Below are 26,635 nucleotides of genomic sequence, written 5' to 3' on the forward strand. Positions count from 1 at the left end.
GCTAGATCGACTTTTCGGCCACCGGAAAATGGCGCCGGAGATCCTGCTGGCAACGCGCCAGCAGCGCCGGCGAAAACGCCTCGGGCCAGGTGTGGCTGAGATCCACGTCGGGCGCCAGTCGCTCGTGTTCGCCCAGCAGTTGCGCCATCGCCAGGCCATCGGCGACGGCCAGCGTCTGGCCAAGCGGCGAGCAGGCCGCGATGGCCTTGCCCGACTGGCGATCGGTCATTGCCTCGATCACGCGCGCCGGCAACTCCCAGTGCTGCGCGGCCTGCAGCGACAGGCGCGTCGCCAACGCGGCGCAGCTGGCGATGAAATCGCGCGACAGCGGCGCGGCGGCGGAAGCCGGCGCCAGCTGATCGAGCAGGCGCACGACCGCGCCGGTGCCGGTGTGGCAGATGGTGCCCACCAGGTAGGCCTCGAACGTGTCGCAACCGTTGTGCCTGGCCAGCCATGCGCATGCGTGCGAGCAGCGCTCGGCGTGATCCCACAGGCGCTCGCCGGCTGCCTGGCCGAAGCTGCCGGCGTTGGCCTGCAGGATCGGTTTCATCACGTATTGCGTAAGCACGCGGCGCAAGCCGTCCTGCCCCAGCAGAACCACCGCATGCTGCAGGCTGCCGATCGGCTGGGCCGAGCGGTAGTACGAACTGCTGGTGACCCGCATGACTTCACCCACCATCTGCGGATCGCGCGCCACCAGCTTGGCCAGCTGGCCGCCGGCGGCGTTGTCGTTTTTCAGCGTGCGCAGCAGTTGCGGCAGTACGCTGGGCAGGCGCGGCAGGCTGCGCATGTCAAAGCGCGTGCTGAGCAGGTCCAGCCGCTTGAGCATGGCTTGCTCGGCCGCCGTGGACTCGATCGCATCGCCTGGCGGCAGGTCGAGCACGAAGCGGCGAAAGCGGTCTTCGATTTCAGTCAGCGGAAAATCCGGCTCGGCCGGCTCGTCCTCGGCCATCACGCGCACGGGTCTGGCCGCGATCGGTCGCTCGCGACCGGCAACCGGTTGCTGGCGGCGAAACAGGCGCTGCCAAAGAGTCCCCATGCAAACGTCCTTTCAGAAACGCAAGCCCCCACGACTTGCGAAATAACGGCAGCGCGGCCCGAATATTGAGCGCTCCGCGCCATCCGGTGCGGCGGCTGCGGGAGCGGCGTGGCGGGGCGGCCGCAGCGGTGGTTCGATTCCGCGGACCGCCGGACTTACTGGCTTTTCTTCTTTTCCTGCTTGGCCGCCCTTTTTTCCTTCAGGGTCTTGGCCGGCTTTTTCTTCTCGTTCTTCTTCGAATCCATGCCCTTGCTCATGTCGTGCTCCGCGATGTGGAAGGTTGGACGGGAGCGGCATCGCCGATCCGGCACCGGCGGCAACATCGAGCGCGGTGCGACCGGAGTTTAGGCAAGGGCGATGCGGAAGCCAAGCCGATGCCGCGCGGCATTTCCGGGCCGCCGCGACGGTCGCCACGGCTGGCCCGGTTGCACGGCAGGCCGTGGTCGAAGGTGGCATTTCGATCGTGCGCCCCCAGATTGGAAAACCCAACCCTGGCGAGCATTTCCCCATGATCCCCTATTCGATCCTCGACCTGGCGCCGGTCACCGAAGGCAGCGATGCCGCGCAGGCATTCCGCAACACGCTGGATCTGGCGCAGCTGGCCGAGCGGCTGGGCTATCAGCGCTACTGGCTGGCCGAACACCACAACATGCCCGGCATCGCCAGCGCCGCCACGGCGGTCTTGATCGGGCACGTGGCCGGCGGTACCTCGACCATCCGCGTGGGCGCCGGCGGCATCATGCTGCCGAACCATGCGCCGCTGCAGGTGGCCGAGCAGTTCGGCACGCTGGCGTCGCTGTATCCGGGGCGCATCGATCTGGGCCTGGGCCGCGCACCGGGCACGGACCAGCCCACCGCGAAAGCCTTGCGCCGCTATTTCGACAGCGCCGACGCGTTTCCACAGGACGTGATGGAACTGCTCGGCTATTTCGAGCCGGCCACGCCCGGCCAGCCGGTGCGCGCCGTGCCCGGCGCCGGCATCGACGTGCCGGTGTGGCTGCTGGGTTCCAGCCTGTTCAGCGCCAAGCTGTCGGCGGCGTTGGGCCTGCCGTTCGCGTTTGCCTCGCATTTCGCTCCCGATGCAATGGACGAGGCACTGGCGCTCTATCGCCGCGATTTCCGCCCCTCGGCGCGGCTGCAACAGCCGTACGCGATGCTGGGCCTGAACGTGGTCGCCGCCGACAGCGATGCCGAGGCACGGCGCCTGTTCACCACCCAGCAGCAGAGTTTCATCAATCTGCGCCGCGGCCGGCCGGGGCTGATCCCGCCGCCGATCGACGACATCGAAACCTACTGGTCGCCGGTGGAGAAGATCGGCGTGGAGCGTGCGCTGGCCTGCGCCGTGATCGGTGGCGAGGCGACGGTGCGGCAGGGCATCGACGCGTTCGTCGAGCGGCATCGGCCGGACGAGGTACTGCTCACCGCGAACGTGTTCGACCACGCCGCCCGGCGGCGCTCGTTCGAGATCGCCGCGGCGTGCATGGCGAACAAATAGCAACATCCGATCGGCCATAATCGCGTCCCTTCCGAACACTTGAAGTTCCCCAACGCATGAAGACACCCCAGGGCCTGCAGGCATTGATCGAGGAAGGCGTGATCGACCAGGTGCTCCGCCCGCTCAAGAGCGGCAAGGAGGCTTCCGTCTACGTGGTGAGCTGCGGCGGCGAAGTGCGCTGTGCCAAGGTCTACAAGGACATGGGGCAGCGCAGTTTCCAGGCGCGCGTGCAATACCAGGAGGGGCGCAAGGTGCGCGGCAGCCGCCAGGCGCGCGCGATCGGCAAGGCCAGCAAGTTCGGCCGCAGGGCGATGGAGGAGAACTGGAAGAACGCCGAGGTCGACGCGCTGTACCAGCTCGCCGCCGCCGGCGTGCGGGTGCCGCAGCCGTTCGGTTTTTTCAACGGCGTGCTGGTGATGGAGCTGGTCACCGATGCGGACGGTTATTCGGCACCGCGGCTGGGCGAGGTGGAGTTGTCGGCCGACACCGCGCGCGAGTACCACCGCTTCCTGATGCAGCAGGTGGCGCGCATGCTGTGCATCGGCCTGATCCATGGCGACCTGTCCGAGTACAACGTGCTGGTGGGGCCCGAGGGTCCGGTGATCATCGACCTGCCGCAGGTGGTCAGCGCCGCGGGCAACAACGCCGCGCGCGCCATGCTGCGCCGTGACGTGGGCAACATCACCATCAGCCTGTCGCGCTTTGCGCCCGAGTTGCTGGACACGTATTACGGCGAGGAGATGTGGGCGCTGTACGAACTGGGCGAGCTGCACCCGGATACCGAGCTCACCGGCCGCTTCGAGTTCGACGAAAGCATTGCCGACGTGGACAGCGTGATGCAGTCGATCATCGATGCGCGCGAGGAGGCGGTCATCCGCCAGCAGGGACGCGAGGCTGCCGCGCAGGGGGATTGACCGATGGAGGGAGCGGCAGTGTTCACCTTTGTAGGAGCGACTTCAATCGCGATGCTTTTGCTCTTCCGAATCCCGAAGAGCGTCGCGACTGAAGTCGCTCCTACAGGGTTCAATGCGTGCTGACGTCGATCAGCTCCACATCGAACACCAGCGAAGCATTGGGCGGGATGTCGCCGCCGGCGCCCTGGGCGCCGTAGCCGAGCGCGGCGGGGATCAGCAAGGTACGCTTGCCGCCCACGCGCATGCCGGCCACGCCCTGGTCCCAGCCTTCGATGACCCGGCCGGCGCCCAGCTGGAAATTGAACGGCGCGCCGCGATCGCGCGAGCTGTCGAATTTCGTGCCGTGCTTGTCGCTGGCGGTGTCGTCATACAGCCAGCCGGTGTAGTGCACCAGCACGTCCATGCCGGGCTTCGCCTCGGCGCCGCTGCCGACGGTGCGGTCGATGACGGTGAGCTTGTCCACCTGGCCGTGGGTGCGGACCTGGGGCGAGCCGCCGCAGGCGGCGAGGGTGAATACGGCGAGCAGGGGCAGCAACCAACGCATGGGGAAACTCCGGAATTGGGTATGGAAATGGGGCGGTCGGGCAGGGTTACTTCGAGGGTTCCGCGGCGACCATGCGTTTCACCGGGTCCACGGCCACCGCATCGGTATCGTTCATCAATTGCAATTGGCCATCCTGGATCAGGCATTGCAGCCGCATCCCTCGCTGCAACAGGCCGACCAGTGCGGTGACCGTCGCGGCGGGAATGTCGAGCACGGTGAGGTTGCTGTGGCGGGCCAATGAGGAGCCGATCTTGCTCCACCAGGTTTCCGCCGCGTTGCCGCCGTAGCCGATCACCACCACCTGGCGCGAGCGGCCGCAGGCCTTGCGGATGCGGCTTTCGTCGGGCTGGCCCAGCTCGATCCACAGCTCGATCTCGTCGGTGTACGCCTTGCGCCACAGGGCCGGTTCGTCCTCGTCGCTGAGGCCCTTGCCGAACTCCAGCCGATCGTCCGCATACAGCGCGAACGCCAGCAGCCGCACCATCAGGCGCTCCTCGGTTTCCGAGGGGTGCCGCGCCAGGGTCAGCGCGTGGGTGGCGTAGTAATGCCGATCCATGTCGCTGATCTGCAGTTCGACCTTGTAGATGGTGGCGTTGAGTGCCATGCGTCAGCCTTCGGACAACAAGCCGGCCATTCTACGCGCTGGCAAGGCTCTAGACTTCGCTGATGAGCGGCGCCTTCCACGATCCCCACGCCAGCACCGTGCACCTGCCCGCCGGCGAATGGGCCACGGTGCTGGACGCGTTGTGCGCGCATTTCGCCACAGTGAGCCGCGCGCAATGGCTGGACCGGATCGAGCGCGGACGGGTGCTGGACGCGCAGGGTCGGGCGATCACGCCGCAGACGCCGTATCGCGCGGGGCGGTGCATCCACTACTACCGCGAGGTGGCGCACGAGCTGCCGATCCCCGGCGTCGAGACCGTGCTGCATGCCGATGCGCATCTGGTGGTGGCGGACAAGCCGCACTATCTGCCGGTGACGCCGGCGGGCGGCTTCGTGGAGCAGACCTTGCTGCGGCGGCTGATCCGCCGGCTGGACAATCCGAACCTGGTGCCGCTGCACCGGATCGACCGGGCCACGGCGGGGCTGGTGCTGTTCTCGGCCAATCCGGCCAGTCGTGCCGCGTACCAGGCGCTGTTCCGCGAGCGGCGCATCGACAAGCTTTACCACGCGCTGGCGCCGCCGCTGCCGCAGCTGTCGTTTCCGCAGCAGCGCCGTTCGCGCATGGTGGCGGGCGAGCCGTTTTTCCGCATGCGCGAGGCCGACGGCGAACCCAACAGCGAAACGGTCATCGAGGTGATCGAACGCAAGGCCGGCATCTGGCGCTATGCATTGCGGCCAGTCACCGGCAAGAAGCACCAGTTGCGCCTGCACATGGCCGCGCTGGGCGCGCCGATCCTGCATGACACGCTGTACCCCGAACTGGCGGCCGCGGCCGACGACGATCATCGCCACCCGCTGCAATTGCTGGCCCGCAACCTCACTTTCGACGACCCGCTGGATGGTGAGCGGCGCAGCTTCCAAAGCGCGCTGGAGCTGGCCGGGCCAGTGCCAGAAGTTGGTTCCGGCGGCGCGCGGTAAGCGGCCATTCCGCGTTATCGTTGCGCGCACTATTGGCGCGGGAGAGTCCTCGTGAACGCACACCACCTGGCCGGCGCCACGCCGCGCACCGAGCTCACCGTACGCGGCCTGGTCATCGGCATCGTGATCACCTTGGTCTTCACCGCGGCCAATGTGTTCTTCGGACTCAAGGCGGGGTTGACCTTCGCCACCTCGATTCCCGCGGCGGTGATCTCGATGGCGATCCTGCGCGCGTTCAAGAACTCCACCATCCAGGAAAACAACATCGTGCAGACGGTGGCCTCGTCGGCGGGCACCCTGTCGGCGATCATCTTCGTGCTGCCGGGGTTGGTGATGATCGGCTGGTGGAACGGGTTTCCGTTCTGGGTCACGTTCGGCATCTGCGCCACCGGCGGCATCCTTGGCGTGATGTACACGATCCCGCTGCGTCGCGCGCTGGTGACCGATTCCGACCTGCCGTATCCCGAAGGCGTGGCCTGCGCCGAGGTGCTGAAGGTGGGCGGTGGCGACGATGCGGCAGCCGCGTCCGAGGAAAGCAGCCGCGCCGGCCTGCTGGCCGTGGCCGCCGGCACCGTGGTGTCGGCGGTGTTTGCGGTGGTGGTTGCCACCCGTGTTTTCGCCGGCAACGTGGCGCAGTATTTCCGCTTCGGTGAGCGCGGCGCGGCAACCGGCTACGACTTCGCCTTGTCGTTTGCCTTGCTGGCGGTCGGGCATCTGGTGGGCCTGTGGGTGGGCCTGGCGATGCTGCTGGGCGCGGTGATCGCCTGGGGCTGGGCGGTGCCGCACTACACGATGCTGGCGGCGACCGCCGGTGCCGCCGCCGACGTGGCGCAGGCGGCGTGGAGCGCCAAGGTGCGTTTCATCGGCGCCGGCACGATCGGCGTGGCGGCCATCTACACGCTGGCCAAGCTGGTCAAGCCGGTGATCAGCGGGCTGACTTCGGCGATGGCCTCGTCGCGGGCGCGCAAGGCCGGCCAGGGTGCCAGCTTGCCGCGCACCGAGCACGACATGCCGATCGGCCTGGTAGGCCTGATCAGCGTGGTCTGCCTGCTGCCGATCGCCTGGTTGCTGGGCGACTTCAGCCTGGCCACCGGGCTGGGCGATCACCTGTGGCTGCTGGTGATCGGCGGGTTGCTGTTCGTGGTGGTGATGGGTTTCTTGGTGTCGGCGGTGTGCGGCTACATGGCCGGGCTGATCGGCTCGTCCAACAGCCCGCTGTCGGGCGTGGGCATCCTGGTGGTGATCATCGCCGCGCTGCTGCTGATGCTGGCCGTGCAGGCGCAAACCGGCGATGCCGGCAAGGGCATGGTGGCGTTCGCGCTGTTCGCCACCTCGGTGGTGTTCGCGGTGGCCACCATCGCCAACAACAACCTGCAGGACCTGAAAACCGGCCAGCTGGTCGACGCCACGCCATGGAAACAGCAGGTGGCGCTGGTGGTGGGCGTGCTGGTGGGCGCGGCGGTGATCCCGCCCGTGCTGGATCTGTTGAACGAGGCCTACGGTTTTGCCGGCATGCCCGGCGTCGACCCCACGCGCGCGCTGGCGGCGCCCCAGGCCGGGCTGATCTCGGCGCTGGCGCAGGGCGTGATCCAGGGCAATATCGACTGGGGCCTGATCGGCCTGGGCGGGGCCATCGGCGTGGCGCTGATCGTGCTGGACGAGATGCTGGGCCGCACCACGCGCAGCGCCCGGCTGCCGCCGCTGGCCGTCGGCCTGGGCATCTACCTGCCCAGCTCCACCACCTTGATGATCGTGGTCGGCGCCATCGTGGGCTGGTACTTCGACCGGCGCGCCGAGCGCGGCGCCAACCCCGAGGGCACGAAACAACTGGGCGTCCTGCTGGCCTCGGGCATGATCGTGGGCGAAAGCATCATCGGCGTGGTGATCGCCGCGATCGTGGTGTTCTCCGGCCAGAACACGCCGCTGGCGCTGGTGGGCGACAACTTCGGCACCGCCGCGCTCTGGATCGGCGGCATCGCCTTCGTGCTGGTCAACGCGGCGCTGTACCGGTGGGTGGCGCGGCTGGGGCGGACCGTCGCCTGACGGACGGTGACGTTACGTCGTCGCGGAGCGATTGACGCCCTACACTAGCGCGCTGGCAGGGGAGTTGTCGTCGCGTGGAGCAGCAGGAAGTCGAGCGGTCCCCGGAAACCGGGTCGATCCATGTGCCGACCCGGCACATGGTGCCGTTGCTGCGTCGGCTTGGCGGGCCGCTGCTGTCCATAACCATGCTGTGCCTTGCCTTGTGGGCGCTGCATTTGCTGGCTCACGAAGCGAACTACCACCAGGTGCGCAGTTACGTGCACCACCTGTCGCACGGCCGGTTGTTGTCGGCGGCATTGCTGACCGTAGCCGGTTACGGGGTGATGACCCTGTACGACCGTTTTGCGCTGGCTTCCATCGGCAAGTCGTTGCCGTGGCGCAAGGTCGGCCTGATCTCGTTCATCAGCTACGCGTTCAGCAATGCAGTGGGCATGTCGTTGCTGGTATCCGGGTCGATCCGCTATCGCTTCTATATCCAGCACGGTCTGAGCACGGCCGAGATTGCGCGGGTGGTGCTGTTTTGCACCGGCAGTTTCTGGCTCGGGCTGCTGGCGGTCACCGGGGTGACGCTGTTGTGCGTGCCGCTTCCGCCGGATCTTCCGCTGGCCACGTTCAGCCTCTACCTGGGTGGCCTGCTGACGCTGTTGCCGCTGGCCTGGCTGGTGGCGGGCAGTGTGTGGCGGCGTCCGCTGAAGTTATGGCGCTGGCGGATGAGCCTGCCGCCGTTCGGCACGGCCCTGCGGCAGGTGGTGGTGGGCGCGCTCGATTGGGGCCTGGCCGCCGGCGTGCTCTACGTACTGATGCCCGAACAGCTCGCCAATGGTTTCGGGCATTTCCTGGCGATCTTCGTGATTGCCCAGATCATCGGCCTGGTCAGCCACGTGCCGGGCGGGCTGGGCGTGTTCGAAGCGGTGATGCTGGCCGGCTTTGGTGCGACCGGCAACGGTGCCTTGGCTGCCCCGATCCTGGGTGCGCTGGCGGCGTTTCGCGTCATCTACTACTTGCTGCCGCTGTGTGCCGCGACCGTGCTGGTATTGCAGCGCGAGGCGTGGGGCCTACGCCGCCAATCGCTGCTGTCGCCGTGGTTCACCGGTTTGCTGCCCTCGTTTTTCGCCGGGCTGACCCTGGTGTCCGGCGCGGTGCTGCTGTTTTCCGGCGCCACGCGGGCACTGCCGCTGCGCATGGCGATACTGAGCGAGGTGCTGCCGCTGTCGGTGCTGGAGGTGTCGCACCTGCTGGCCAGCGTGATCGGCATGCTGTTGCTGATTCTTGCCCGCGGCCTGCAGCGGCGCCTGGACGCGGCGTATGTGCTCACCCTTATCCTGCTGCTGGCCGGTGCCGTGTTCTCGCTGCTCAAGGGCATCGATTACGAGGAGGCGGCGTTGCTGACCCTGTTGGCGATGGCGCTGGCGCCGGCCCATCGGTTGTTCTATCGGCGGGCGTCGCTGTTCAGCACCACGTTTTCACTGGGCTGGATCGTGGCGATCGTGGCGGTGTTCGTCTGCGCCATCTGGCTGGTGATGTTCAGCTACAAGCACGTCGACTACAGCGCCGACCTGTGGTGGGAGTTCAGTTTCCACCAGGGCGGTGCGCCGCGCGCCTTGCGGGCGCTGGTGGGGTCGGCCGCCGCCGGCCTGCTGTTTGCGCTGGGCAGCCTGATCCGGCCGGTTCGCCTGCGCTGCGAACCACCCAGCGAGGCCGAGCTTGCGCAGGCGTTGCCGCTGATCAGGCGGGCGGACTCGGCGCAGGCACACCTGGCCTTGATGGGCGACAAGGCCTTGCTGTTCGACGACGAGCACAAGGCTTTCGTGATGTACGACATCGAGGGCCGCAGCTGGGTCACGATGGGCGATCCGGTGGGTGTCGACGAAGAGGCACGCCGCGAACTGGTGTGGACGTTCATGGAGCAGTGCGAGCGCGCCGGCGGGTGGCCGGTGTTCTACCAGGTCAGTCCGGCGAACCTCGACCTCTACCTGGAGGTGGGCCTGGCCTTGCTGAAGGTGGGCGAGGAGGCGCGCGTGCGGCTTGCGACGTTCAGCCTCGATGGCAAGTCGCGCAAGGTGTTGCGCAATACGGTGAACCGGCTTTCGCGTGATGGCCTGCGGCTGGAGGTGGTGCCGGCCGAGGCGGTGGCGCCGCTGCTGCCGCGCCTGCGCGAGGTTTCCGACGCCTGGTTGCGCGACAAGCGCGTGCGTGAGAAGCGCTTCTCGCTGGGTGCCTTCGATCCGGCCTACCTGATGCGCACGCCGATGGCGCTGGTGTGGCAGGGCGAGCGGCTGGTGGCGTTCGCCAACCTGTTCCTGGGCGACACCCGGCAGGAGGCCTCGGTCGACCTGATGCGGCATTTGCCGGATGGGCCGGCCGGCATCATGGATTACCTGTTCGTGGAGCTGATGCTGTGGGCGCGCGACCAGGGCTATCAGTGGTTCAACCTCGGCATGGCACCGCTGGCGGGCCTGCACAGCCGTCGGCAGTCACCGCTGTGGAACCGCTTCGGCGCCCTGGTGTTCGGCCGTGGCGAGCGCTTCTACAATTTCCGTGGCCTGCAGCGCTACAAGGACAAGTTCGACCCGGAGTGGGAGTCGCGCTACATCGCGGTGCCGCGCGGCATTGCCTTGCCGCTGATCCTGGCCAACGTGGCCAGCCTGATCTCCGGCGGCCTGAGCGGCGTGGTGTGGCGATGAGGCGCGTGCGATCGATCCTGCTGGTTGCGACGGGCGTGGTACTGGCTGGAGCGCTGGTGCTCTGGAGCCCGTGGTCGCGCGTGAGCCTGGAGCGCGCCACGGTGGTACTGCCGGCAACCCCCGGCGCCGTTGCGCCGGCGGGCAAGCGCGACGTGCTGGCGATCATCTACTCCGGCGACGGCGGCTGGGCCGACCTGGACAAGCAGCTCGGCGATGCCTTCCGCGCGCGCGGCATCCCCGTGCTGGGCGTCAATACCTTCAGGTACTACTGGCGCAACCGCAGCCCCGAGACGTCGGCTGCCCAGCTCGATGCCTTGATGACGAAGTACGCCGATCGCTGGGACAAGCGGCGCGTGTGGCTGGTGGGCTTTTCGTTCGGCGCCGACGTGCTGCCCAGCATCGTTTCCAGGCTGAGCCCGGCCAACCGCGCGCGGGTGACCCAACTGGTGCTGCTTTCGGCCAGCAGGAGCGTGAATTTCGAGATCGAACTGGAGGGCTACATGTCCAGCCAGGGCTGGTGGAAGGAACACCTCAAGACCTTCCTGCAACGTATCAACCCGGTGCGCCACTACGATGCGCGCCCGCCGCTGCTCGCCCTGCATGGGCAGCCGCCCGTGGCGTGCTACTACGGTCTGGGCGAGCGCGACGACAGCCTCTGCGCCGAGCCCGGCCTGCCGGCATGGATCACCGTCCATGCCAAGCCCGGCGGCCATCATTTCGACGGCGGCTACCAGCCGCTGGCGGCGCAGATGATCGACGAACTGCCCGCTGATCCCGCGCCTTGATCGGTGGCATCGTCGACGACCACGCGGGTGATGTAACCGGGCGCCGGCCTTACACTACGCGTCCGCCCGCAGTGCGAAGCTTTTCGTGATGGTTGCCGGTTTCTCCGCCGCCGCGCCGGACACGGCGCTGGCCACCCTGTTCGTTCCCTTCGAGTCGGGACACTTGCGCCTGCCGCCCGATGGTCGCGTGCTGTTCCTGCGTGCCCGTGGCGGCGCGCGCCTGCGCGAGATGGCGCAGCCGGCGTGGCTGTGCGAACAAGGCTTCATGCCGTTCGTCGACGAGCTGCACCGTTGTGGCCTGCGCGTGGGCGAGGCAGCGGAGGACGAGCGCTTTCCGCTGGTGCTGATCCTGCCGCCGCGCCAGCGCGACGAGGCCCGCGCGCTGTTCGCGCGGGCGCTGCAACACACGGCGCCGGGCGGTACCGTACTGGTAGCGCTGCCCAATGCCGAAGGCGCCAGATCCGGCGAGGCCGACCTGGTGAAACTGGCCGGTGCGGTGCAGCACCTGTCCAAGCACAAATGCCGCGTATTCTGGGCCACGCCCACCGCGGACAGCGTCGATCGCGAGCTGCTGGCGCAATGGCTGGCGCTGGATGCGCCGCGCGAAACCGATGACGGATTCGTCAGCCGGCCCGGCCTGTTCGCGTGGAACCGGATCGACCCCGCTTCCGCGCTGCTGGCGGCACATCTGCCTGGCGATTTGCGCGGGCGCGTGGCCGATCTCGGTGCCGGCTACGGCTACCTGGCCACGCAGGTCATCGCCCGCTGTCCGCAGGTTGAGGCCATCGACCTGTACGAGGCGGAAGCGCGCGCGCTGGAGCCGGCGCGCCTCAACCTGGCGCGTGCGCAGCAGGCCAGCGGCCGCGATGTCGAGATCGCGGTGCACTGGCACGACGTCACCCGTGGTTTGCCGCGGCGCTACGACGCCATCGTCAGCAATCCGCCATTCCACCAGGGCCGCGCCGACCTGCCCGAACTCGGTCGCGCCTTCATCGCCAGCGCCGCCGACGCGCTGCTGCCCGAGGGCCGCTTGTGGCTGGTGGCGAACCGGCACCTGCCGTACGAGGCGATCCTGGCGGCGTGTTTCCACCACGTCACCACGGTGACCACGCAGGACGGGTTCAAGGTGATCGAAGCGAACGGGGTGCATCCATGAAACTGGTCAAGCCGTGAAACTGGTCAAACTCATCGCCAACCTGGGCTACGGCAGCCGCAAGGACGTCACCCAGATGTTCCGCGCCGGGCGCATCACCGATGCGGAGGGCCAGGTGCTGTACGCCGATGACGTGGTGGCGCACGAGAACATCCGCGTCGACGACGAGCCGCTCGATCCGCCACCCGGCCTGGTGCTGATGCTCAACAAGCCGTTGGGCGTCACCTGTTCGCGCAAGGACCCGGGCCGGGTGGTATACGACCTGCTGCCGCCGCGGTTCAACGTGCGCACGCCGGCCCTGTCCAGCGTGGGGCGGCTCGATCGCGACACCACCGGCCTGCTGCTGTTCACCGACGATGGCGCCTTGCTGCACCGGATCATTTCGCCCCGGGCGCACGTGGCCAAGGTGTACGAGGCCACGCTGGCGCAGGATCTGCGCGGCGACGAAGGCGCGCTGTTCGGCAGCGGCAGCCTGATGCTGGAGTCCGAAAAGGAGCCGCTGGCGCCGGCGCAACTCGAGGTGCTGGGGCCGCGCCACGCGCGGCTCACCGTCACCGAAGGCCGCTACCACCAGGTGCGGCGCATGTTTGCCGCCACCGGCAACCACGTGGAAACCCTCGAGCGCGTGGCGGTCGGCGCCTTGACGCTGGGCGAGCTGCCGCTGGGCGAATGGCGGGCGCTGGAAGCGGACGAGGTGGCTGCCGTCTTCATGCCGCCGACGGCTGGCTGATCGACCGCGATGCCCACCGACCAGCGCCCCCTCGCCATCTTCCTGATGGGCCCCACCGCGTCGGGCAAGACCGCGCTGGCGTGTGAATTGAGCGAGCGCTTTCCGCTGGACCTGGTCAGCGTGGATTCCGCGCTGGTCTATCGCGGCATGGACATCGGCACGGCCAAGCCCGACGCGGCCACGCTGGCGCGCTACCCGCATGCGCTGGTGGACATCCGCGACCCGGCGCAGCCGTACTCGGCGGCCGATTTCCGCGACGACGCGCTGGCCGCGATGCGGTCGATCAGCGCGCGGGGCAGGGTGCCGCTGCTGGTGGGTGGCACCGGGCTGTATTTCCGGGCGCTGCAGCAGGGGCTGTCCGCATTGCCGCAGGCCGATGCAGGCATCCGGCAACGGCTTGGCGCCGAGGCGCAACAGCACGGTTGGCCGGCGCTGCATGCGCGGCTGGCGCGGCTCGACCCGGCCGCGGCCGCGCGCATCGGCCCCAATGATGCGCAACGATTGCAGCGCGCGCTGGAGGTGATCGAGCTGAGCGGCCGCCCGCTGTCGGAGTTGCAGCAGCGTGGCCATGAGGCGCCGTTCCCCTGGCGCGTGCTGAAACTTGCCCTGATGCCGCGCGAGCGCGGCGTGCTGCACCAACGCATCGCGCGGCGCTTCGACGCCATGCTGGCGGACGGTTTCCTGGACGAGGTGCGCGCGCTGCGCACGCGCGGCGACCTGCACGCCGACCTGCCCGCCATCCGCGCGGTGGGCTACCGCCAGGCGTGGCACTACCTGGACGGCAGCATCGACGCGGCCGCCTTCCGCGACCAGGCCATTTTCGCCACCCGCCAGCTCGCGAAACGGCAGATCACCTGGCTGCGCAGCGACCTTGCCGCGCGGCTTTTCGACCCCGACGAATCGGGTGTCATGCCGCGCGTGACGGCCGCCGTCCGGCTGTTGCTGGACGGCCCCGCGGGACGGCACTGAGCGTCGTTTTGCCAACCCCGGCCCATTTGCGGCGGCGCGTTGAAAACCACCTTTCATCAAGCATTTGAAAGCGGTTACCATCGCCGGAGTTGGGCCGGACGCCGCGGGCGTTTTTTTTCCGGACCCGTCCGTCGCCAGGGGAACAAAACATGTCCAAGGGACAATCGCTGCAGGACCCGTTTCTGAATGCTTTGCGGCGCGAACGCGTGCCGGTGGCCATTTACCTGGTCAATGGCATCAAGCTGCAGGGCACGGTGGAATCGTTCGACCAGTTCGTGGTGCTGCTGCGCAACCAGGTGAGCCAGATGGTCTACAAGCACGCCATCTCCACCGTGGTGCCCAGCCGCAACGTGCGCATCAGCAATGCGGCGGACGACCACGACGGCCATGCCGAGCACGACACCGCGCCCGCCGCCGGCACGCCGACCGACGCCGGTGCTTGATTGATGGGGTGCCGGCCCGCATGAAGTAGGTTCGTTTCCGCAAAGGCCCACCCCATTCGTGTTTGATCGACAGAAGAAAGGCGACCGCGCCGTACTGGTCATGCCGCATTCGCGCGGCGAGGGCGACGCCGCCCGCCGCGCCGGGGAATTCACCGAGCTGGTCAAATCGGCCGGCGCCGAGGTACTGGCGGCCATCACCGCCCGCGTCGACGTACCCAACCCGCGTTTCTACATCGGCAGCGGCAAGGCCGACGAGGTGGCCGAGGCCGTGGCCGCGCTGGACGCCGACCTGGTGCTGGTGGACCACGAGCTCACCCCGGTGCAGGAGCGCAACCTGGAAAAGCAGCTCAAGGTGCGCGTGGTCGACCGCGCCGGGCTGATCCTGGACATCTTCGCCCAGCGCGCCCGCTCGCACGAAGGCAAGCTGGAGGTGGAGCTGGCCCAGCTCAAGCACATCGCCACCCGCCTGGTGCGCGGCTGGACCCACCTGGACGCGCAGCGCGGCGGCGCCATCGGCAACCGCGGCCCCGGCGAAACCCAGCTCGAAACCGACCGCCGCCTGCTCAACGAGCGGGTGAAGATCCTCGGCAAGCGCCTGGAAAAAGTGCAGGTCCAGCGCACCCAGCAACGTCGCGCGCGGCTGCGCAACACGGTGCCGCGGGTGGCCCTGGTCGGTTACACCAACGCGGGCAAGTCCACCTTGTTCAATGCGCTCACCACCGGCGAGGTGTACGCGGCCGACCAGCTGTTCGCCACGCTGGACCCCACCGTGCGCAGGCTCGATGGCCTCAGCTGCGGGCCCGCGGTGCTGGCCGATACGGTCGGTTTCATCCGCGAACTGCCGCATGACCTGGTGGCCGCGTTCCGCGCCACCCTGGCCGAGGCGCGCGAGGCCGACCTGCTGCTGCATGTCAGCGATGCCGCCGACGAGGAGCGCGAGCAACTGCACCGGGTGGTCAACAACGTGCTGCAGGAGATCGATGCCGGCGACCTGCCGCAGCTGCAGGTGATGAACAAGATCGACCTGGCCGACCTGGAGCCGCGGATCGACCGCGACGGCGACGGGCGGCCGTACCGGGTGTGGCTGTCGGCTGCCACCGGCGCGGGAGTCGACCTGCTGCATCAGGCGCTGGGCGAATTGCTGGGCGGCGACCGCGTGCGATCGTCGCTGCACCTGCCGCTGTCCGCCGGCCGCCTGCATGCCCGGCTCAAGGCTTCCGGCGCGATTGCCGAGGAGACGGTCGACGAGCACGGCTGGCGCCTGCGCATCGACGCGCCTCGCAGCGTGCTGGCGCCGCTGGGCGCCGACGCAACGGAAGCAGGCATGCTGCGCGACCTGCTGGCGGCGGCGCCGTAGGCGCGGCCATTGCCGGCGTCCGGCGGGGCCGGCATGGCCCGGTCGTGGCGGCGGCGAGCGGCGGATCAACGCGTCAGGCTCTGCTAAACTGTCCGGCGTTTGTGCTGCCACCCGACCGGGCCGGCACATCGCCCCAACGTTATGGCAGACATCATGTGGCTTCCCCTTCAACATGTGCTCCGGCCGTGGCTGCCGGCCTCCCAGCGTCCCCAGGAGACCTGACTCATGGCGTGGAATGAACCCGGCAAAGGCCAGGGCGATCCGTGGAATCGCAAGCGGCCGTCCAACGGCAAGCCGAACCTGGACGACCTGCTCAGGCAGCTGAAGGACCGCTTCGGCAAGTTCGGCAATGGCGCCGGCGGCATTCTCACCGTCGTGGTGGCCTTGCTGGTGCTGAGCCTGCTGTTCAGCAGCTACACCATCGTGGGCGCGCGCGAGGCGGGCGTGGTGCTGCGTTTCGGCCAGTATTCGCGCACCTTGCCGCCGGGTTTCCACCTGAAGCTGCCGGTGCCGTTCGAGACGATCACCAAGGTCGAGGCCACCCGCATCCGTTCGGTGACCGACAAGGTCGCCATGCTCACCCGTGACGAAAACATCATCACCATCGACTTCACCGTGCAATACCAGGTAGACGATGCCCGCAAGTACCTGTTCTCGCTGAACGACCCCGACGGCACCACCGGTGCGGCGGCGGAGGCGGCGGTGCGCTCGGTGATCGGCGGCAGCGACATGGACCAGATCCTCTCCGCGGCGGGCGCCAGCCTGGTCGCCGAGGCGCAGACGGCGTTGCAGAAGACGCTGGATGCCTACAACTCGGGCCTGCGCGTCACCGAGGTGAGCTTCCAGAACGTGGCCCCGCCGAACGAGGTGAAGGACGCCTTCGACGACGTCAACAATGCGCGCGAGGACAAGCAGAGCATCGAGAACGGCGCCCTGGCCTATGCCAGCAAGGTGGTGCCGGTGGCACGCGGCGATGCGGCGCGCATCGCAGCCGAGGCGGCGGGCTACAAGGCCGAACGCATTGCCCGCGCCGAAGGCGACACCGATCGCTTCGACCTGCTGCTGAAGCAATACCAGGCGGCACCGGAGGTCACCCGCAAGCGGTTGTGGCTGGAAACCATGGAGCAGGTGATGGCCGACAACCCCAAGGTGATCGACGGCTCGGACGGCCGCAACATCATCAACCTGCCGGCGCAGCCGGGCGCCGCGGCCAATGCGGCCGGCGCCGATGCATCGACCACGGGGGTCGTGGTGCCCGCCGCCAGCCATGATTCCGCCGACAAGGGAGGGCAGCCATGAGCCGGATCGTTGCGGGCATCGTCGCGGCGCTGTTGATCCTGCTGGGGCTCAACAGCATGTTCGTGGTTCGCGAAGGGCACAGCGCGCTGCTGCTGCAGTTCGGCCGCATCGTGCACACCGATTACCAGCCGGGGCTGCATTTCAAGATCCCGGTGATCCAGCAGGTGATGCATTTCGACAAGCGCATCCTGTCGCTGGACGCGCCGCCGGAGCGCTATTTCACCTCCGAGAAGAAGAGCGTCAACGTCGACTTCTACGTGAAGTGGCGGGTGCTGGACAACGCCGCCTATTACCGCGCCACCGGCGGCGACCAGCTGATGGCGGCGCAGCGGCTGACCCCCATCGTGAAGGATGCGCTGCGCTTCGAGTTCAACGCCCGCACGCTGCCCGACCTGATCTCCGGCGGGCGCAAGGACATCACCGAGCGCGTGCGTGCGCAGACCGATGCATCGGCGCGCAAGAACCTGGGCATTGCCGTGGTCGATGTGCGCATCAAGCGCATCGACCTGCCCAACGAGGTCAGCGAGTCGGTCTACAAGCGCATGCGTGCCGAGCGCTTGCAGCTGGCCAACGAGTTGCGCTACACCGGCCAGGAGGCGGCCGAGAAGATCCAGGCCGATGCCGATCGCCAGGGCCAGGTGCTGCGTGCCGACGCGATGCGTGACGCGGCCAAGGTGCGTGGCGAGGGCGATGCCCAGGCGGCGGCGATCTACGCCAAGGCCTACGCCCAGGATGCGGAGTTCTTTACCTTCTACCGCAGCCTGGCGGCCTATAGAAAGTCGTTCGAGGATGGCAAGGGCATGCTGATCCTGAAGCCCGACTCGGAGTTCATGCGCTACTTCAACCAGCCCGCGCAGAAGCGCTAGGCGGCATCGATGCATCAGTTGGCGGCCGCGCTGTGCCTGGTGCTGGTGCTCGAGGGCTTGCTGCTGTTTGCGGCACCGGCGTCCTGGCAGGCGATGATGCGGCAGGCGTTGACGTTGTCGCCGCGCACCTTGCGCCTGTTCGGCGCCGGCGCCGTCATCGTCGGCCTGGTGCTGTTGCGGTGGTTCCATTGAGGTGCATCGCGGGCTAGCCCGGATGCGCGAGTTATTTCCCGGTTCCCGCGTGGAATCAACGCATAGTGAGCGAGAAGATCATGGGCAAGTCAGTCGTAATCCTTGGCGCGCAATGGGGCGACGAAGGCAAGGGCAAGATCGTCGACCTGTTGACCGAGCGGGTCGGTGCGGTGGCGCGTTTCCAGGGTGGCCACAATGCCGGCCACACGCTGGTGATCAAGGGCAAGAAGACCGTGCTGCACCTGATTCCCTCGGGCATCCTGCGCGACGACGCGCTGTGTCTGATCGGCAATGGCGTGGTGCTGTCGCCCGAGGCCTTGATCAGCGAGATCGCCGAGCTGGAGGCCAATGGCGTCGAGGTGCGTTCGCGCGTCAAGATCAGCCCGGCCACGCCGCTGATCATGCCGTACCACATTGCCGTCGATAAGGCGCGCGAGATCGCCGCCGGTGGCAAGGCCATCGGCACCACCGGCCGCGGCATCGGCCCGGCCTACGAGGACAAGGTGGCCCGCCGCAGCGTGCGCGTGGCCGACCTGATGTACCCGCACGAGCTGCCGGCACTGCTGAAGACCGCCGTCGACTACCACAACTTCATCCTCACCCAGTGGCTGAAGGCCGGGCCGGTCGACTACGACACCGTGCTGAAGGACGCGCTGGCCTGGGGCGAGTACATCCGTCCGCTGGTCGACGACGTGGCCACCATCCTGCACGACGTGCGCCGCGACGGCGGCAACATCCTGTACGAAGGCGCGCAGGGCGCGCTGCTGGACATCGACCACGGCACCTATCCCTACGTCACCTCGTCCAACACCACCGTGGGCGGCGCGCTGGCCGGCACCGGCGTGGGCGCCGGCGACATCGACTACGTGCTGGGGATCTGCAAGGCCTACGCCACCCGCGTGGGCAGCGGCCCGTTCCCCACCGAGCTCAACGACGAGATGGGCGAGCTCTTGCGCAAGAAGGGCAACGAGTTCGGCGCCAGCACCGGCCGTCCGCGCCGCTGCGGCTGGATCGACCTGGTGGCGCTGAAGCGTGCCGTGCAGATCAACGGCATCAACGGCCTGGCCATCACCAAGCTCGACGTGCTGGACGGGCTTCCCAGCATCAAGGTCTGCGTGGCCTACGAATACCGCGGCAAGCGCCGCGAACTGGCGCCGCTGGATGCGGACGGCTGGGAAGAGTGCAAGCCGGTGTACCTGGAATTCCCCGGCTGGGAGGAATCCACCGCCGGCATCCGCGACTGGAACAAGCTGCCGGCCGCCGCCCGCGCCTACCTGCGCGCGGTGGAGGAACTCTCCGGTTGCCGCCTGGCGCTGGTCGCCACGGGTGCCGACCGCGATGACACGATCAGTTTGGACGATCCGTTCGCCTGATCCGACCACCGGTCGTTGTTCCAGAAAGCCCCGCTCCGGCGGGGCTTTTTGCCAACTACAGAGCTCGTTCGTGTTGAGCCTGCGGGAAATTCGACGGGCCGGCACGGAACCAGGTTTTTCCTTTGTCTCCGTAGCGAGGAAGGTGCTGCTGATCTCGATGGCGGCGAAGCCGGCTACGACATGGATGATCGCCTGCTGATGGATGCCTCGCCGTCTGCAATGGGGATCGCTCCGCGTGGCACTTTTGGCCCAGCCGCTGCGTGTGGCTGCAAGAGTAGCCGTTAAAAATAAATGATATGTCTACAATGCTAGACATATATATAGAAATGTCCGATATTTCGGACATGGACATTCAATCCCTCCTCAGCGATACCGGGCGGCAGATCCGTGAATTGCGCAAGCGTCGCGGCCTTACCCAGGCTGCGCTGGCCGGGCGCGCGGGCATGGCTCGTTCCAAGCTCGTGCTGCTGGAGCAGGGCAAGGGCTCGGTGGCATTTGAGAGTTATGCCCGCATCGCTGCGGCACTGGACGCGGCGTTCCGGCTGGAACCGGCGCAACGTCCGACCTTCGAGGAGCTCGCGGAGCATTACCGTGAATAGGGCGGCCGTCGTGCGCACGCAAGTGCTGACGCCGCAAGGCGTCAGCGGCGATCTGCACCACGAAGCCGGCCAGTACGAATTCCGCTATTCGGGCACGACGCCGGACGTGGCAATCAGCCTGACCATGCCGGTACGGCGCGACCAGTACCGTGCCGCGCAGCTGCTGCCGATTTTCCAGCAGAGCCTGCCGGAAGGATTCGTGCTGGAACAGTTGCGACTGCGCCTGGCCAAACTCACCCATCTCGATTCCATGTTGCTGCTTGCGCTCACCGGGCACGATGGCGCGATCGGTCGCTTGTGCGTGCAATCGGCCGAGGTCGAGCGCCTGCTCGGCAGGGCGCAGACGGAAACGAAGGGCGAACGATTGTCGGAGATTCTCGCCTGGGACGGCACCGAAAACCTGTTCACCGAATTGGTGGATCGCTATTTGTTGCGCACCGGCGTGTCCGGCGTGCAGCCCAAGGTGCTGGTGCCCGAGCGGTTCGAGGGCGCGCCATCGAAAGCCACCTTGATCGCCGGCGACCTGATCGTGAAAAGCGGACAGGCCCAATATCCGGGGCTGGCGATCAACGAATTCGTGTGCATGTCGATCGCGCGCGCGGCGAACATTCCCGTGCCCGAGTTTTACCTTTCCGACCGGCACGACCTGTTCGTGATGCGCCGTTTTGACCGTGGCGCCGATGGCATGCCGCTGGGCTTCGAGGACATGGCGACGTTGATGGGGCTGGGCACGCTGCAAAAATACGAAGGCAGCTATGAGCGCCTGGCCAGGGTCATCCGCAACAACTGCCCGGCCGAAAACGTGCGGGCGGCGCTGGCCCAGTTGTTCGACATGGTGGCGTTGTCGGTGATCGTGGGCAACGGCGATGCCCACCTGAAGAATTTCGGACTGCTTTATACCCATCCCGCCACGGCCGATTGCCACATGGCGCCGGCCTACGACATCGTCAACACCACCGCTTACCTTCCCGATGATGCGTTGGCGCTTACGCTCGGCGGAAGCAAGAGTTTCCAGGCGGCCCGCCTGCATTTGCTGGAACTGGCCGAACGCTGCGATATCGAGCGGCCGCGCGAGCGCGTGACACGGTTGCTGGCGGCCTGTGCGCAACAATTGCAAGCCTGCGCCGATCTGCTCGACGAAGCGCCCGCAGTGAAGCACGCATTGCACTATTGCATGCAGCGAATGGAAGCGGGTTTCAGCCGGCCGTTGGCGCGCTGATTCGGGATTACGGCGCGACGCCTTTACCGTGTCGGTTCGGCCTTCTCGTCCCGCGCGCCCTCGGCCCGGCCGATCCGGTCTCCGATGGGCAGCGTGAGGGTCTCCTTGGCTTCCTCCATCACGATGTAGCTTTTCGAGTCGCGTACGTTCGGTAGTGTCAGCAAGGTGCTGCCCAGCAGCTTGCGGTAGGACGCCATGCCGGAGATGCGCGCCTTGATCAGGTAGTCGAACGCGCCCGAGACCAGATGGCACTCCAGCACGTTGGGCAGGCGCAGCGCGGCGGCGCGAAATTCCTCGAAGATGTCGCCCGATTTGTAGGCCAGGCTGATCTCCACGAACACCAGCAACCCGGCGCCGACCAGCTGCGGATCGAGGCGTGCGTGGTAGCCGGTGATCACGCCGTCGCGCTCCAGCCGGCGTACGCGTTCGGTGCACGGCGTGGTGGACAGGCCGACCCGTTCGCCGAGTTCGGTGAAGGATATGCGCCCCTCGTCCTGCAGCACGCGCAGGATTTTCCGGTCGATTTTGTCGAAGTTGCGGCGTTGCCCGGCCATGAAAGCTCCGTCGGTTGCCTGTTTGGCAGTGATTTTACCCGTCATGTGCCCGAAAGACGGAAAACAAGCCTGGTAGAACCTTCCTATACTCGCCTCCGATTCCCGCGCAGGTGCGGGCGAACGACAGGGCGGGCGAGGGCAATGCGGGTATTGATATTGGGCAGTGGCGTGATCGGCACCTGCAGCGCGTGGTATCTGGCGCGCGCCGGGTTCGAGGTCACCGTGGTCGATCGCCAGCCGGCGCCTGGCCGGGAAACCAGCTTCGCCAACGCGGGTCAGATTTCTCCCGGCTATGCGTCGCCATGGGCCGCGCCCGGCGTGCCGCTGAAGGCGCTGAAGTGGCTGTTCATGCGTCACGCGCCGCTGGCGATCCGGCCGGGGCTCGATCCGCTGCAATACCTGTGGTTGCTGCAGATGTTGCGCAACTGCACCGCCAGCCGCTACGCCATCAACAAGGCGCGGATGGTGCGCCTGTCCGAATACAGCCGCGATTGCCTGGACGAGCTGCGCGCTGAAACGGGGCTGGAGTACGAAGGCCGCCAGCTCGGCACCATGCAGGTGTTTCGCACCCAGGCGCAGCTCGATGGGGCGGACAAGGACACGGCCGTACTCGACCAGTACGGCGTGCCGTACGAGTTGCTGGACCGCGTTGGCATCGTGCGGTTCGAGCCGGCACTGGCCGGTGTGGTCGATCAATTGAGTGGCGCCTTGCGCCTGCCCAACGATGAAACCGGCGATTGCGAGTTGTTCACCCGCCGGCTGGCCGAGCGCGCGCAGGCGGCAGGCGTCGAATTCCGCTTCGGTGCCACCATCGAGCATTTCGAACACGATGGTGGCCGCGTCACCGGCGTGCGGATAGACGGCCAAACGGAGCATGCCGACCGCTACGTGCTGGCGTTGGGCAGCTATTCGCCGCGGCTGCTGGCGCCGTTGGGGATTCGGCTTCCGGTCTACCCGTTGAAGGGCTATTCGCTGACGGTGCCGATCACCGACCCGGCAATGGCTCCAACCTCCACTATCCTTGACGAAACCTACAAAGTCGCCGTGACCCGGCTTGGCCAGCGCATCCGCGTTGGCGGCATGGCCGAGGTCGCCGGCTTCGACCTGTCGCTGTCGCCGCACCGGCGCGCGACGCTGGAGAAAGTAATCAACGACCTGTACCCCCAAGGCGGCGACCTGGCCCGCGCCACGTTCTGGACCGGCTTGCGCCCGGCGACGCCGGACGGCACGCCCGTGATCGGCGCCACCCGCCTCGACAACCTGTATCTCAACACCGGCCACGGCACGCTGGGCTGGACCATGGCCTGCGGTTCGGGGCGCTACCTGGCCGACCTGATCGCCGGGCAGCCGCCGCGGATCAGCGGCGAGGGGCTGGATATCTCCCGCTACGGCCCGCGCGCCGCCGGAGTGGCCGCCTGATGCGTCCGGCACGAGCACTCATCGACCTGGCGGCGCTGCGCCACAACTACCGCCTGGCGCGCGAACTGGGCGGCCGCAAGGCGCTGGCCGTGGTCAAGGCCGACGCCTACGGCCACGGCGCGGTGCGCTGCGCGCGCGCGCTGGAGCCCGAGGCCGACGGTTTCGGCGTGGCCTGCATCGAGGAGGCGCTGGAGCTGCGCGAGGCGGGCATACGCGCGCCGATCCTGCTGCTGGAAGGTTTTTTCGACGCGGCCGAGCTGGCGCTGGTCGAGGCCCACGACCTGTGGTTCGTGGTGCAGGCCGACTGGCAGATCGACGCCATCGAACGCGCGCGGCCGGCCAAGCCGTTCACGGTGTGGCTGAAGCTCGATTCGGGCATGCACCGGCTGGGCTTGGCGGCGCACGAGTACCGCGCCGCGCTGCAGCGCCTGCAGGCGATGGCGCAGGTGGGCGAGGTGGTGGCGATGACCCATTTCGCCCGCGCCGACGAGCTGGATTGCGATCGCACCGAGCAGCAGCTGGCGTTGTTCAACCAGGTCTGCGTGGAGGCGTCGTTGCCGACCAGCCTGGAGAATTCGCCCGCGCTGCTGGGCTGGCCGGACGTGCAGGGCGACTGGTCGCGGCCCGGCCTGATGCTGTACGGCGCCTCGCCATTCGCCGGCCCGCATCCGCTGGCCGACCGCTTGCGTCCGGTGATGACGGTGGAGTCGGGCATCATCAGCGTGCGCGACCTCGACGCGGGCGAATCGGTGGGTTATGGCGCGCGCTTCGTCACCCGCCGCCCCAGCCGCATCGGCGTGGTGGCGATGGGCTATGCCGACGGCTATCCGCAGTTCGTACCCAACGGTACGCCGGTGGCCATCGACGGCCACCCCGGCGACCTGGTCGGCCGCGTGTCGATGGACATGCTGACGGTGGATCTCACCGATCACCCCGCCGCCGGCCTGGGCAGCCGGGTGGAACTGTGGGGCGCCCAGGTACGCGTGCATGATCTGGCCGCGCGCTGCGAAACCAGCGCCTACCAGCTGCTGTGCGCGCTGAAGCGGGTGCCGCGCCACTATCTCGACGAGTGACGCCACGCACTGCGCCTCACTCCGGCTGACGCCGGATCAGGGTGATCTTTCCGTTCGGCTCCAGTCGCGCCAGCACCACGCTGGATTCGTCCTCCAGGCCGTGCGCGTGCAGGGCGCGCTCGAATTCGGTGCCGGCCACGTCGCAGCGCCGCAGCGCCTGCAGGTCGCGCCGGCCATCGCGCGCCAGCACGGTCGGGCTGCCTTCGATCCAGCGATTGAAGCCGTGCCAGCGCGCGCTGATCCAGCCGATCAGCTTGTTCAGCGCCAGGATGCTGGCCACGGCGATCAGCGGCCCCAGCAGCGAGTGGTCCTCGCCGATGATCGCGGTGCGCAGCAAGCCGCCCACCACCATCAGCACCACGATGTCGAAGGCGGACAGATCGCCAAAGGCGCGCTTGCCCGACAGCCGCAACAACAACAGCACGACCAGGTACACCACCACGCCACGCAGCGTGAAGGCCCACCACGGCATCGCCAGGTCGAAAAGGCCTTTCATGGGTTGCTCTCCATTTTCCTGATGGTGGAAGCGGAGTGATGCCATGACGCGCGTGCAAGCGCGGTACATGTGCTGGTGATCGCCGTGACCGCTCGACCGTGCTTTCACGGCGCCCATGCGAAAGCTGGGGCAGCAGAGGCGACGGGAGAATCACGTGGTGCAAGCGGCAACCGGGCAACGCGATCGACAGGCCACATCGGGCTGGCCCGAGCGCTTGTGGATCGTTCGACACGGACAGAGCGCGGGCAACGTGGCGCGCGATGACGCCGAATCCAGCGGCGCGTCGTTGATCGAGCTGGCACATCGCGATGCGGACGTGCCGCTCTCGGCGCTGGGCGAGCGGCAGTCGCAGGCGCTGGGCGCATGGGTGCGCGCACTGCCGCCGGCGCAGCAGCCCACCTTGTGCCTGTCCTCGCCGTACGAGCGATCGCGCCAGACCGCCTACGCGGTGATGTCGGCGCTGACGCGCACGCAAGACGAGGTGATCGCCGACGAGCGCCTGCGCGAGAAGGAATTCGGCGTGCTCGACCGCTACACGCGCAAGGGCATCATCGAGAAATTCCCGGACCTGGCCGAGCAGCGCAAGCTGGTGGGCAAGTTCTATTTCCGCCCGCCCGGCGGCGAAAGCTGGTGCGACGTGGTGTTTCGCCTGCGCAGCGTGCTGAGCGACCTGCAACGCAATCACGCCGGCGAGCGGGTGATGGTGGTGGGGCACCAGGTGATCGTCCATTGCTTCCGCTACCTGATCGAGAACATGGACGAGGCGACCATCCTGGCGATCGACCGCGAAGGCGACGTGCCCAATTGCGGCGTCACCGAATACGCGGCCACGGCCGACGGCAAGGGCCTGGCCCTGCAGCGCACCAACTTCGTGGCGCCGCTGCTGGATACCGGCACGCCGGTCACCCGCGAATCCGACCGCCCCGCAGGCGCCCGATGAGCGTTCGCACGAAGGCGGTGCGGCTCACCGAAAAACTGCTTCGCACGATGCCGTTGCCGGCGCCGGGCGACGACAAGGAGGAGCGTGGCCGCGCGCTGGTGATCGGTGGCTCCCGGCAGGTGCCGGGCGCGGTCCTGCTGGCCGCCACCGCGGCGCTGCGCGCCGGTGCCGGCAAGTTGCAGGTGGCCACGGCGCGCGATGCCGCCACGGCTCTGGCTGTCGCCACGCCCGAGGCCCTGGTGATGGGCCTGGCGGTGAATCGGCAGGGCGAGATCGCGCGCGGCAGTGCGGCGCTCGATCGTGCCGTGAAGGGTTGCGACGCGGTCCTGCTCGGGTCCGGCATGCGTCCCTCGGCCGCGGCGGCGGCGCTGGTGCGCGGCGTCGTTCGCCAGGCGCAGGCCACGGTGGTGCTGGATGCGGGCGCGTTGTCGCCCGCGCTTCGCGCGGCGGCAGGCAAGCCGTACATCCTCACCCCGCACGCGGGCGAGATGGCCATGTTGACCGGCGCGGAGAAGTCCGCGGTGGAACGCGGGCCGGAAAACTTTGCCCTGGATTACGCGCGGCGCATGCGCAGCGTGCTGGTGCTCAAGGGTGCCAGCACGTTCATCGCCGCGCCCGACGGCGCCTTGTGGGTGTATCGCAGCCAATGTCCTGGCCTGGGCACCTCCGGCTCGGGCGATGTGCTGGCCGGCCTGATCACGGGGCTGGCGGCGCGGGGTGCCGATGCGCGGCAAGCCGCGCTGTGGGGCGTGTTGCTGCATGGCACCGCCGGGCGCCAGGTGGCCCGTTCGGTGGGTTCGCTGGGCTTCCTGGCGCGCGAGATCGCCACCGGCGTGCCCGGCCTGCTCGACCGCCTGGCCTGATCGCG

26 protein-coding genes are annotated in these 26,635 nt (G+C 67.9%); 21 read left to right on the forward strand and 5 right to left on the reverse strand.

The window, feature by feature from the left end; all coding sequences use genetic code 11:
- Position 1 precedes the first annotated feature (1 nt).
- Entirely contained in the window at positions 2-1,039 is a 1,038-nt protein-coding gene (locus ABD017_RS01615) for an HDOD domain-containing protein (RefSeq protein WP_343879500.1), read from the reverse strand.
- Between the two features lie 508 nt (positions 1,040-1,547).
- Between ABD017_RS01615 and ABD017_RS01620 the strand changes: the two genes are divergently transcribed.
- Together ABD017_RS01620 and ABD017_RS01625 are read left to right on the forward strand one after the other, a co-directional pair.
- The gene (locus tag ABD017_RS01620) at positions 1,548-2,534 is read left to right on the forward strand and encodes an LLM class flavin-dependent oxidoreductase (RefSeq protein ID WP_343879502.1); all 987 of its coding nucleotides are present in this window, start codon (positions 1,548-1,550) and stop codon (positions 2,532-2,534) included.
- Positions 2,535-2,590: 56 nt separating this feature from the next.
- Positions 2,591-3,448, forward strand: a complete 858-nt coding sequence (locus ABD017_RS01625) for a PA4780 family RIO1-like protein kinase (protein ID WP_343879504.1) — start codon at positions 2,591-2,593, stop codon at positions 3,446-3,448.
- A gap of 109 nt (positions 3,449-3,557) precedes the next feature.
- Here ABD017_RS01625 and ABD017_RS01630 read toward each other — a convergent pair whose 3' ends face one another.
- A complete protein-coding gene (locus ABD017_RS01630; protein WP_343879506.1) occupies positions 3,558-3,992 on the reverse strand; it encodes an FKBP-type peptidyl-prolyl cis-trans isomerase in 435 nt (144 codons plus the stop codon).
- Positions 3,993-4,038: 46 nt separating this feature from the next.
- Complete coding sequence (locus ABD017_RS01635; protein WP_343879508.1) at positions 4,039-4,596, reverse strand: YaeQ family protein; 558 nt, start codon at positions 4,594-4,596, stop codon at positions 4,039-4,041.
- Positions 4,597-4,658: 62 nt separating this feature from the next.
- Between ABD017_RS01635 and ABD017_RS01640 the strand changes: the two genes are divergently transcribed.
- The 15 genes from ABD017_RS01640 to ABD017_RS01710 all read left to right on the forward strand — a co-directional run bounded on the left by ABD017_RS01640 (position 4,659) and on the right by ABD017_RS01710 (position 21,285).
- A complete protein-coding gene (locus tag ABD017_RS01640; RefSeq protein WP_343879510.1) occupies positions 4,659-5,573 on the forward strand; it encodes a pseudouridine synthase in 915 nt (304 codons plus the stop codon).
- A gap of 51 nt (positions 5,574-5,624) precedes the next feature.
- Positions 5,625-7,616, forward strand: a complete 1,992-nt coding sequence (locus ABD017_RS01645; RefSeq protein ID WP_343879512.1) for an OPT family oligopeptide transporter — start codon at positions 5,625-5,627, stop codon at positions 7,614-7,616.
- A gap of 74 nt (positions 7,617-7,690) precedes the next feature.
- Entirely contained in the window at positions 7,691-10,300 is a 2,610-nt protein-coding gene (gene mprF, locus ABD017_RS01650; protein WP_343879514.1) for a bifunctional lysylphosphatidylglycerol flippase/synthetase MprF, read from the forward strand.
- Positions 10,297-11,085, forward strand: coding sequence for an AcvB/VirJ family lysyl-phosphatidylglycerol hydrolase (locus tag ABD017_RS01655; RefSeq protein ID WP_343879516.1), 789 nt, complete (start codon positions 10,297-10,299; stop codon positions 11,083-11,085). Before mprF ends, ABD017_RS01655 begins: the two co-directional genes overlap by 4 nt.
- Before the next feature lie 88 nt (positions 11,086-11,173).
- Positions 11,174-12,241 carry a class I SAM-dependent methyltransferase gene (locus ABD017_RS01660; RefSeq protein ID WP_425543662.1) on the forward strand — a complete coding sequence of 356 codons (1,068 nt, stop codon included), beginning with the start codon at positions 11,174-11,176 and terminating at the stop codon, positions 12,239-12,241.
- A 13-nt stretch (positions 12,242-12,254) separates the two neighbouring features.
- Positions 12,255-12,968 carry a pseudouridine synthase gene (locus ABD017_RS01665; protein WP_343879520.1) on the forward strand — a complete coding sequence of 238 codons (714 nt, stop codon included), beginning with the start codon at positions 12,255-12,257 and terminating at the stop codon, positions 12,966-12,968.
- 9 nt (positions 12,969-12,977) lie between these two features.
- The gene (gene miaA, locus ABD017_RS01670) at positions 12,978-13,937 is read left to right on the forward strand and encodes a tRNA (adenosine(37)-N6)-dimethylallyltransferase MiaA (RefSeq protein WP_343879522.1); all 960 of its coding nucleotides are present in this window, start codon (positions 12,978-12,980) and stop codon (positions 13,935-13,937) included.
- A 149-nt stretch (positions 13,938-14,086) separates the two neighbouring features.
- Positions 14,087-14,380, forward strand: coding sequence for an RNA chaperone Hfq (gene hfq, locus ABD017_RS01675; protein WP_343879523.1), 294 nt, complete (start codon positions 14,087-14,089; stop codon positions 14,378-14,380).
- Between the two features lie 58 nt (positions 14,381-14,438).
- A complete protein-coding gene (hflX, locus tag ABD017_RS01680; protein WP_343879525.1) occupies positions 14,439-15,737 on the forward strand; it encodes a ribosome rescue GTPase HflX in 1,299 nt (432 codons plus the stop codon).
- 225 nt (positions 15,738-15,962) lie between these two features.
- The gene (hflK, locus tag ABD017_RS01685) at positions 15,963-17,036 is read left to right on the forward strand and encodes an FtsH protease activity modulator HflK (protein WP_343879527.1); all 1,074 of its coding nucleotides are present in this window, start codon (positions 15,963-15,965) and stop codon (positions 17,034-17,036) included.
- On the forward strand, positions 17,033-17,902 hold the full coding sequence (hflC, locus tag ABD017_RS01690; RefSeq protein ID WP_343879529.1) for a protease modulator HflC: 870 nt from the start codon (positions 17,033-17,035) through the stop codon (positions 17,900-17,902). Before hflK ends, hflC begins: the two co-directional genes overlap by 4 nt.
- Positions 17,903-17,911: 9 nt before the next feature.
- Positions 17,912-18,094 carry a DUF2065 family protein gene (locus ABD017_RS01695; protein ID WP_343879531.1) on the forward strand — a complete coding sequence of 61 codons (183 nt, stop codon included), beginning with the start codon at positions 17,912-17,914 and terminating at the stop codon, positions 18,092-18,094.
- Between the two features lie 80 nt (positions 18,095-18,174).
- Positions 18,175-19,467 carry an adenylosuccinate synthase gene (locus ABD017_RS01700; RefSeq protein ID WP_343879533.1) on the forward strand — a complete coding sequence of 431 codons (1,293 nt, stop codon included), beginning with the start codon at positions 18,175-18,177 and terminating at the stop codon, positions 19,465-19,467.
- Between the two features lie 344 nt (positions 19,468-19,811).
- Complete coding sequence (locus ABD017_RS01705; RefSeq protein WP_343879535.1) at positions 19,812-20,066, forward strand: helix-turn-helix domain-containing protein; 255 nt, start codon at positions 19,812-19,814, stop codon at positions 20,064-20,066.
- On the forward strand, positions 20,059-21,285 hold the full coding sequence (locus ABD017_RS01710) for a type II toxin-antitoxin system HipA family toxin (protein ID WP_343879537.1): 1,227 nt from the start codon (positions 20,059-20,061) through the stop codon (positions 21,283-21,285). Before ABD017_RS01705 ends, ABD017_RS01710 begins: the two co-directional genes overlap by 8 nt.
- 23 nt (positions 21,286-21,308) lie before the next feature.
- Here ABD017_RS01710 and ABD017_RS01715 read toward each other — a convergent pair whose 3' ends face one another.
- Positions 21,309-21,839: a winged helix-turn-helix transcriptional regulator gene (locus ABD017_RS01715; RefSeq protein WP_343879539.1), complete on the reverse strand. Its 531-nt coding sequence runs from the start codon at positions 21,837-21,839 to the stop codon at positions 21,309-21,311.
- A 141-nt stretch (positions 21,840-21,980) separates the two neighbouring features.
- Here ABD017_RS01715 and ABD017_RS01720 point away from each other — a divergent pair, with 141 nt between their 5' ends.
- Positions 21,981-23,258: a D-amino acid dehydrogenase gene (locus ABD017_RS01720; protein ID WP_343879540.1), complete on the forward strand. Its 1,278-nt coding sequence runs from the start codon at positions 21,981-21,983 to the stop codon at positions 23,256-23,258.
- Positions 23,258-24,331 (forward strand): alanine racemase, encoded by a 1,074-nt coding sequence (alr, locus tag ABD017_RS01725; protein ID WP_343879542.1) that lies wholly within the window; start codon positions 23,258-23,260, stop codon positions 24,329-24,331. The genes ABD017_RS01720 and alr overlap by 1 nt, the downstream gene beginning before the upstream one ends.
- A gap of 16 nt (positions 24,332-24,347) precedes the next feature.
- Here the strand turns inward: alr and ABD017_RS01730 are convergent, their stop codons facing one another.
- The gene (locus ABD017_RS01730) at positions 24,348-24,827 is read right to left on the reverse strand and encodes a DUF421 domain-containing protein (protein WP_343879544.1); all 480 of its coding nucleotides are present in this window, start codon (positions 24,825-24,827) and stop codon (positions 24,348-24,350) included.
- Positions 24,828-24,984: 157 nt separating this feature from the next.
- Here ABD017_RS01730 and ABD017_RS01735 point away from each other — a divergent pair, with 157 nt between their 5' ends.
- Positions 24,985-25,767, forward strand: a complete 783-nt coding sequence (locus ABD017_RS01735; protein WP_343880622.1) for a histidine phosphatase family protein — start codon at positions 24,985-24,987, stop codon at positions 25,765-25,767.
- Positions 25,764-26,630: an NAD(P)H-hydrate dehydratase gene (locus ABD017_RS01740; RefSeq protein ID WP_343879546.1), complete on the forward strand. Its 867-nt coding sequence runs from the start codon at positions 25,764-25,766 to the stop codon at positions 26,628-26,630. The genes ABD017_RS01735 and ABD017_RS01740 overlap by 4 nt, the downstream gene beginning before the upstream one ends.
- Positions 26,631-26,635: the final 5 nt, after the last annotated feature.

The sequence above is a fragment of the Rhodanobacter caeni genome (assembly GCF_039523575.1).
Classification (GTDB): Bacteria; Pseudomonadota; Gammaproteobacteria; order Xanthomonadales; family Rhodanobacteraceae; genus Rhodanobacter; species Rhodanobacter caeni.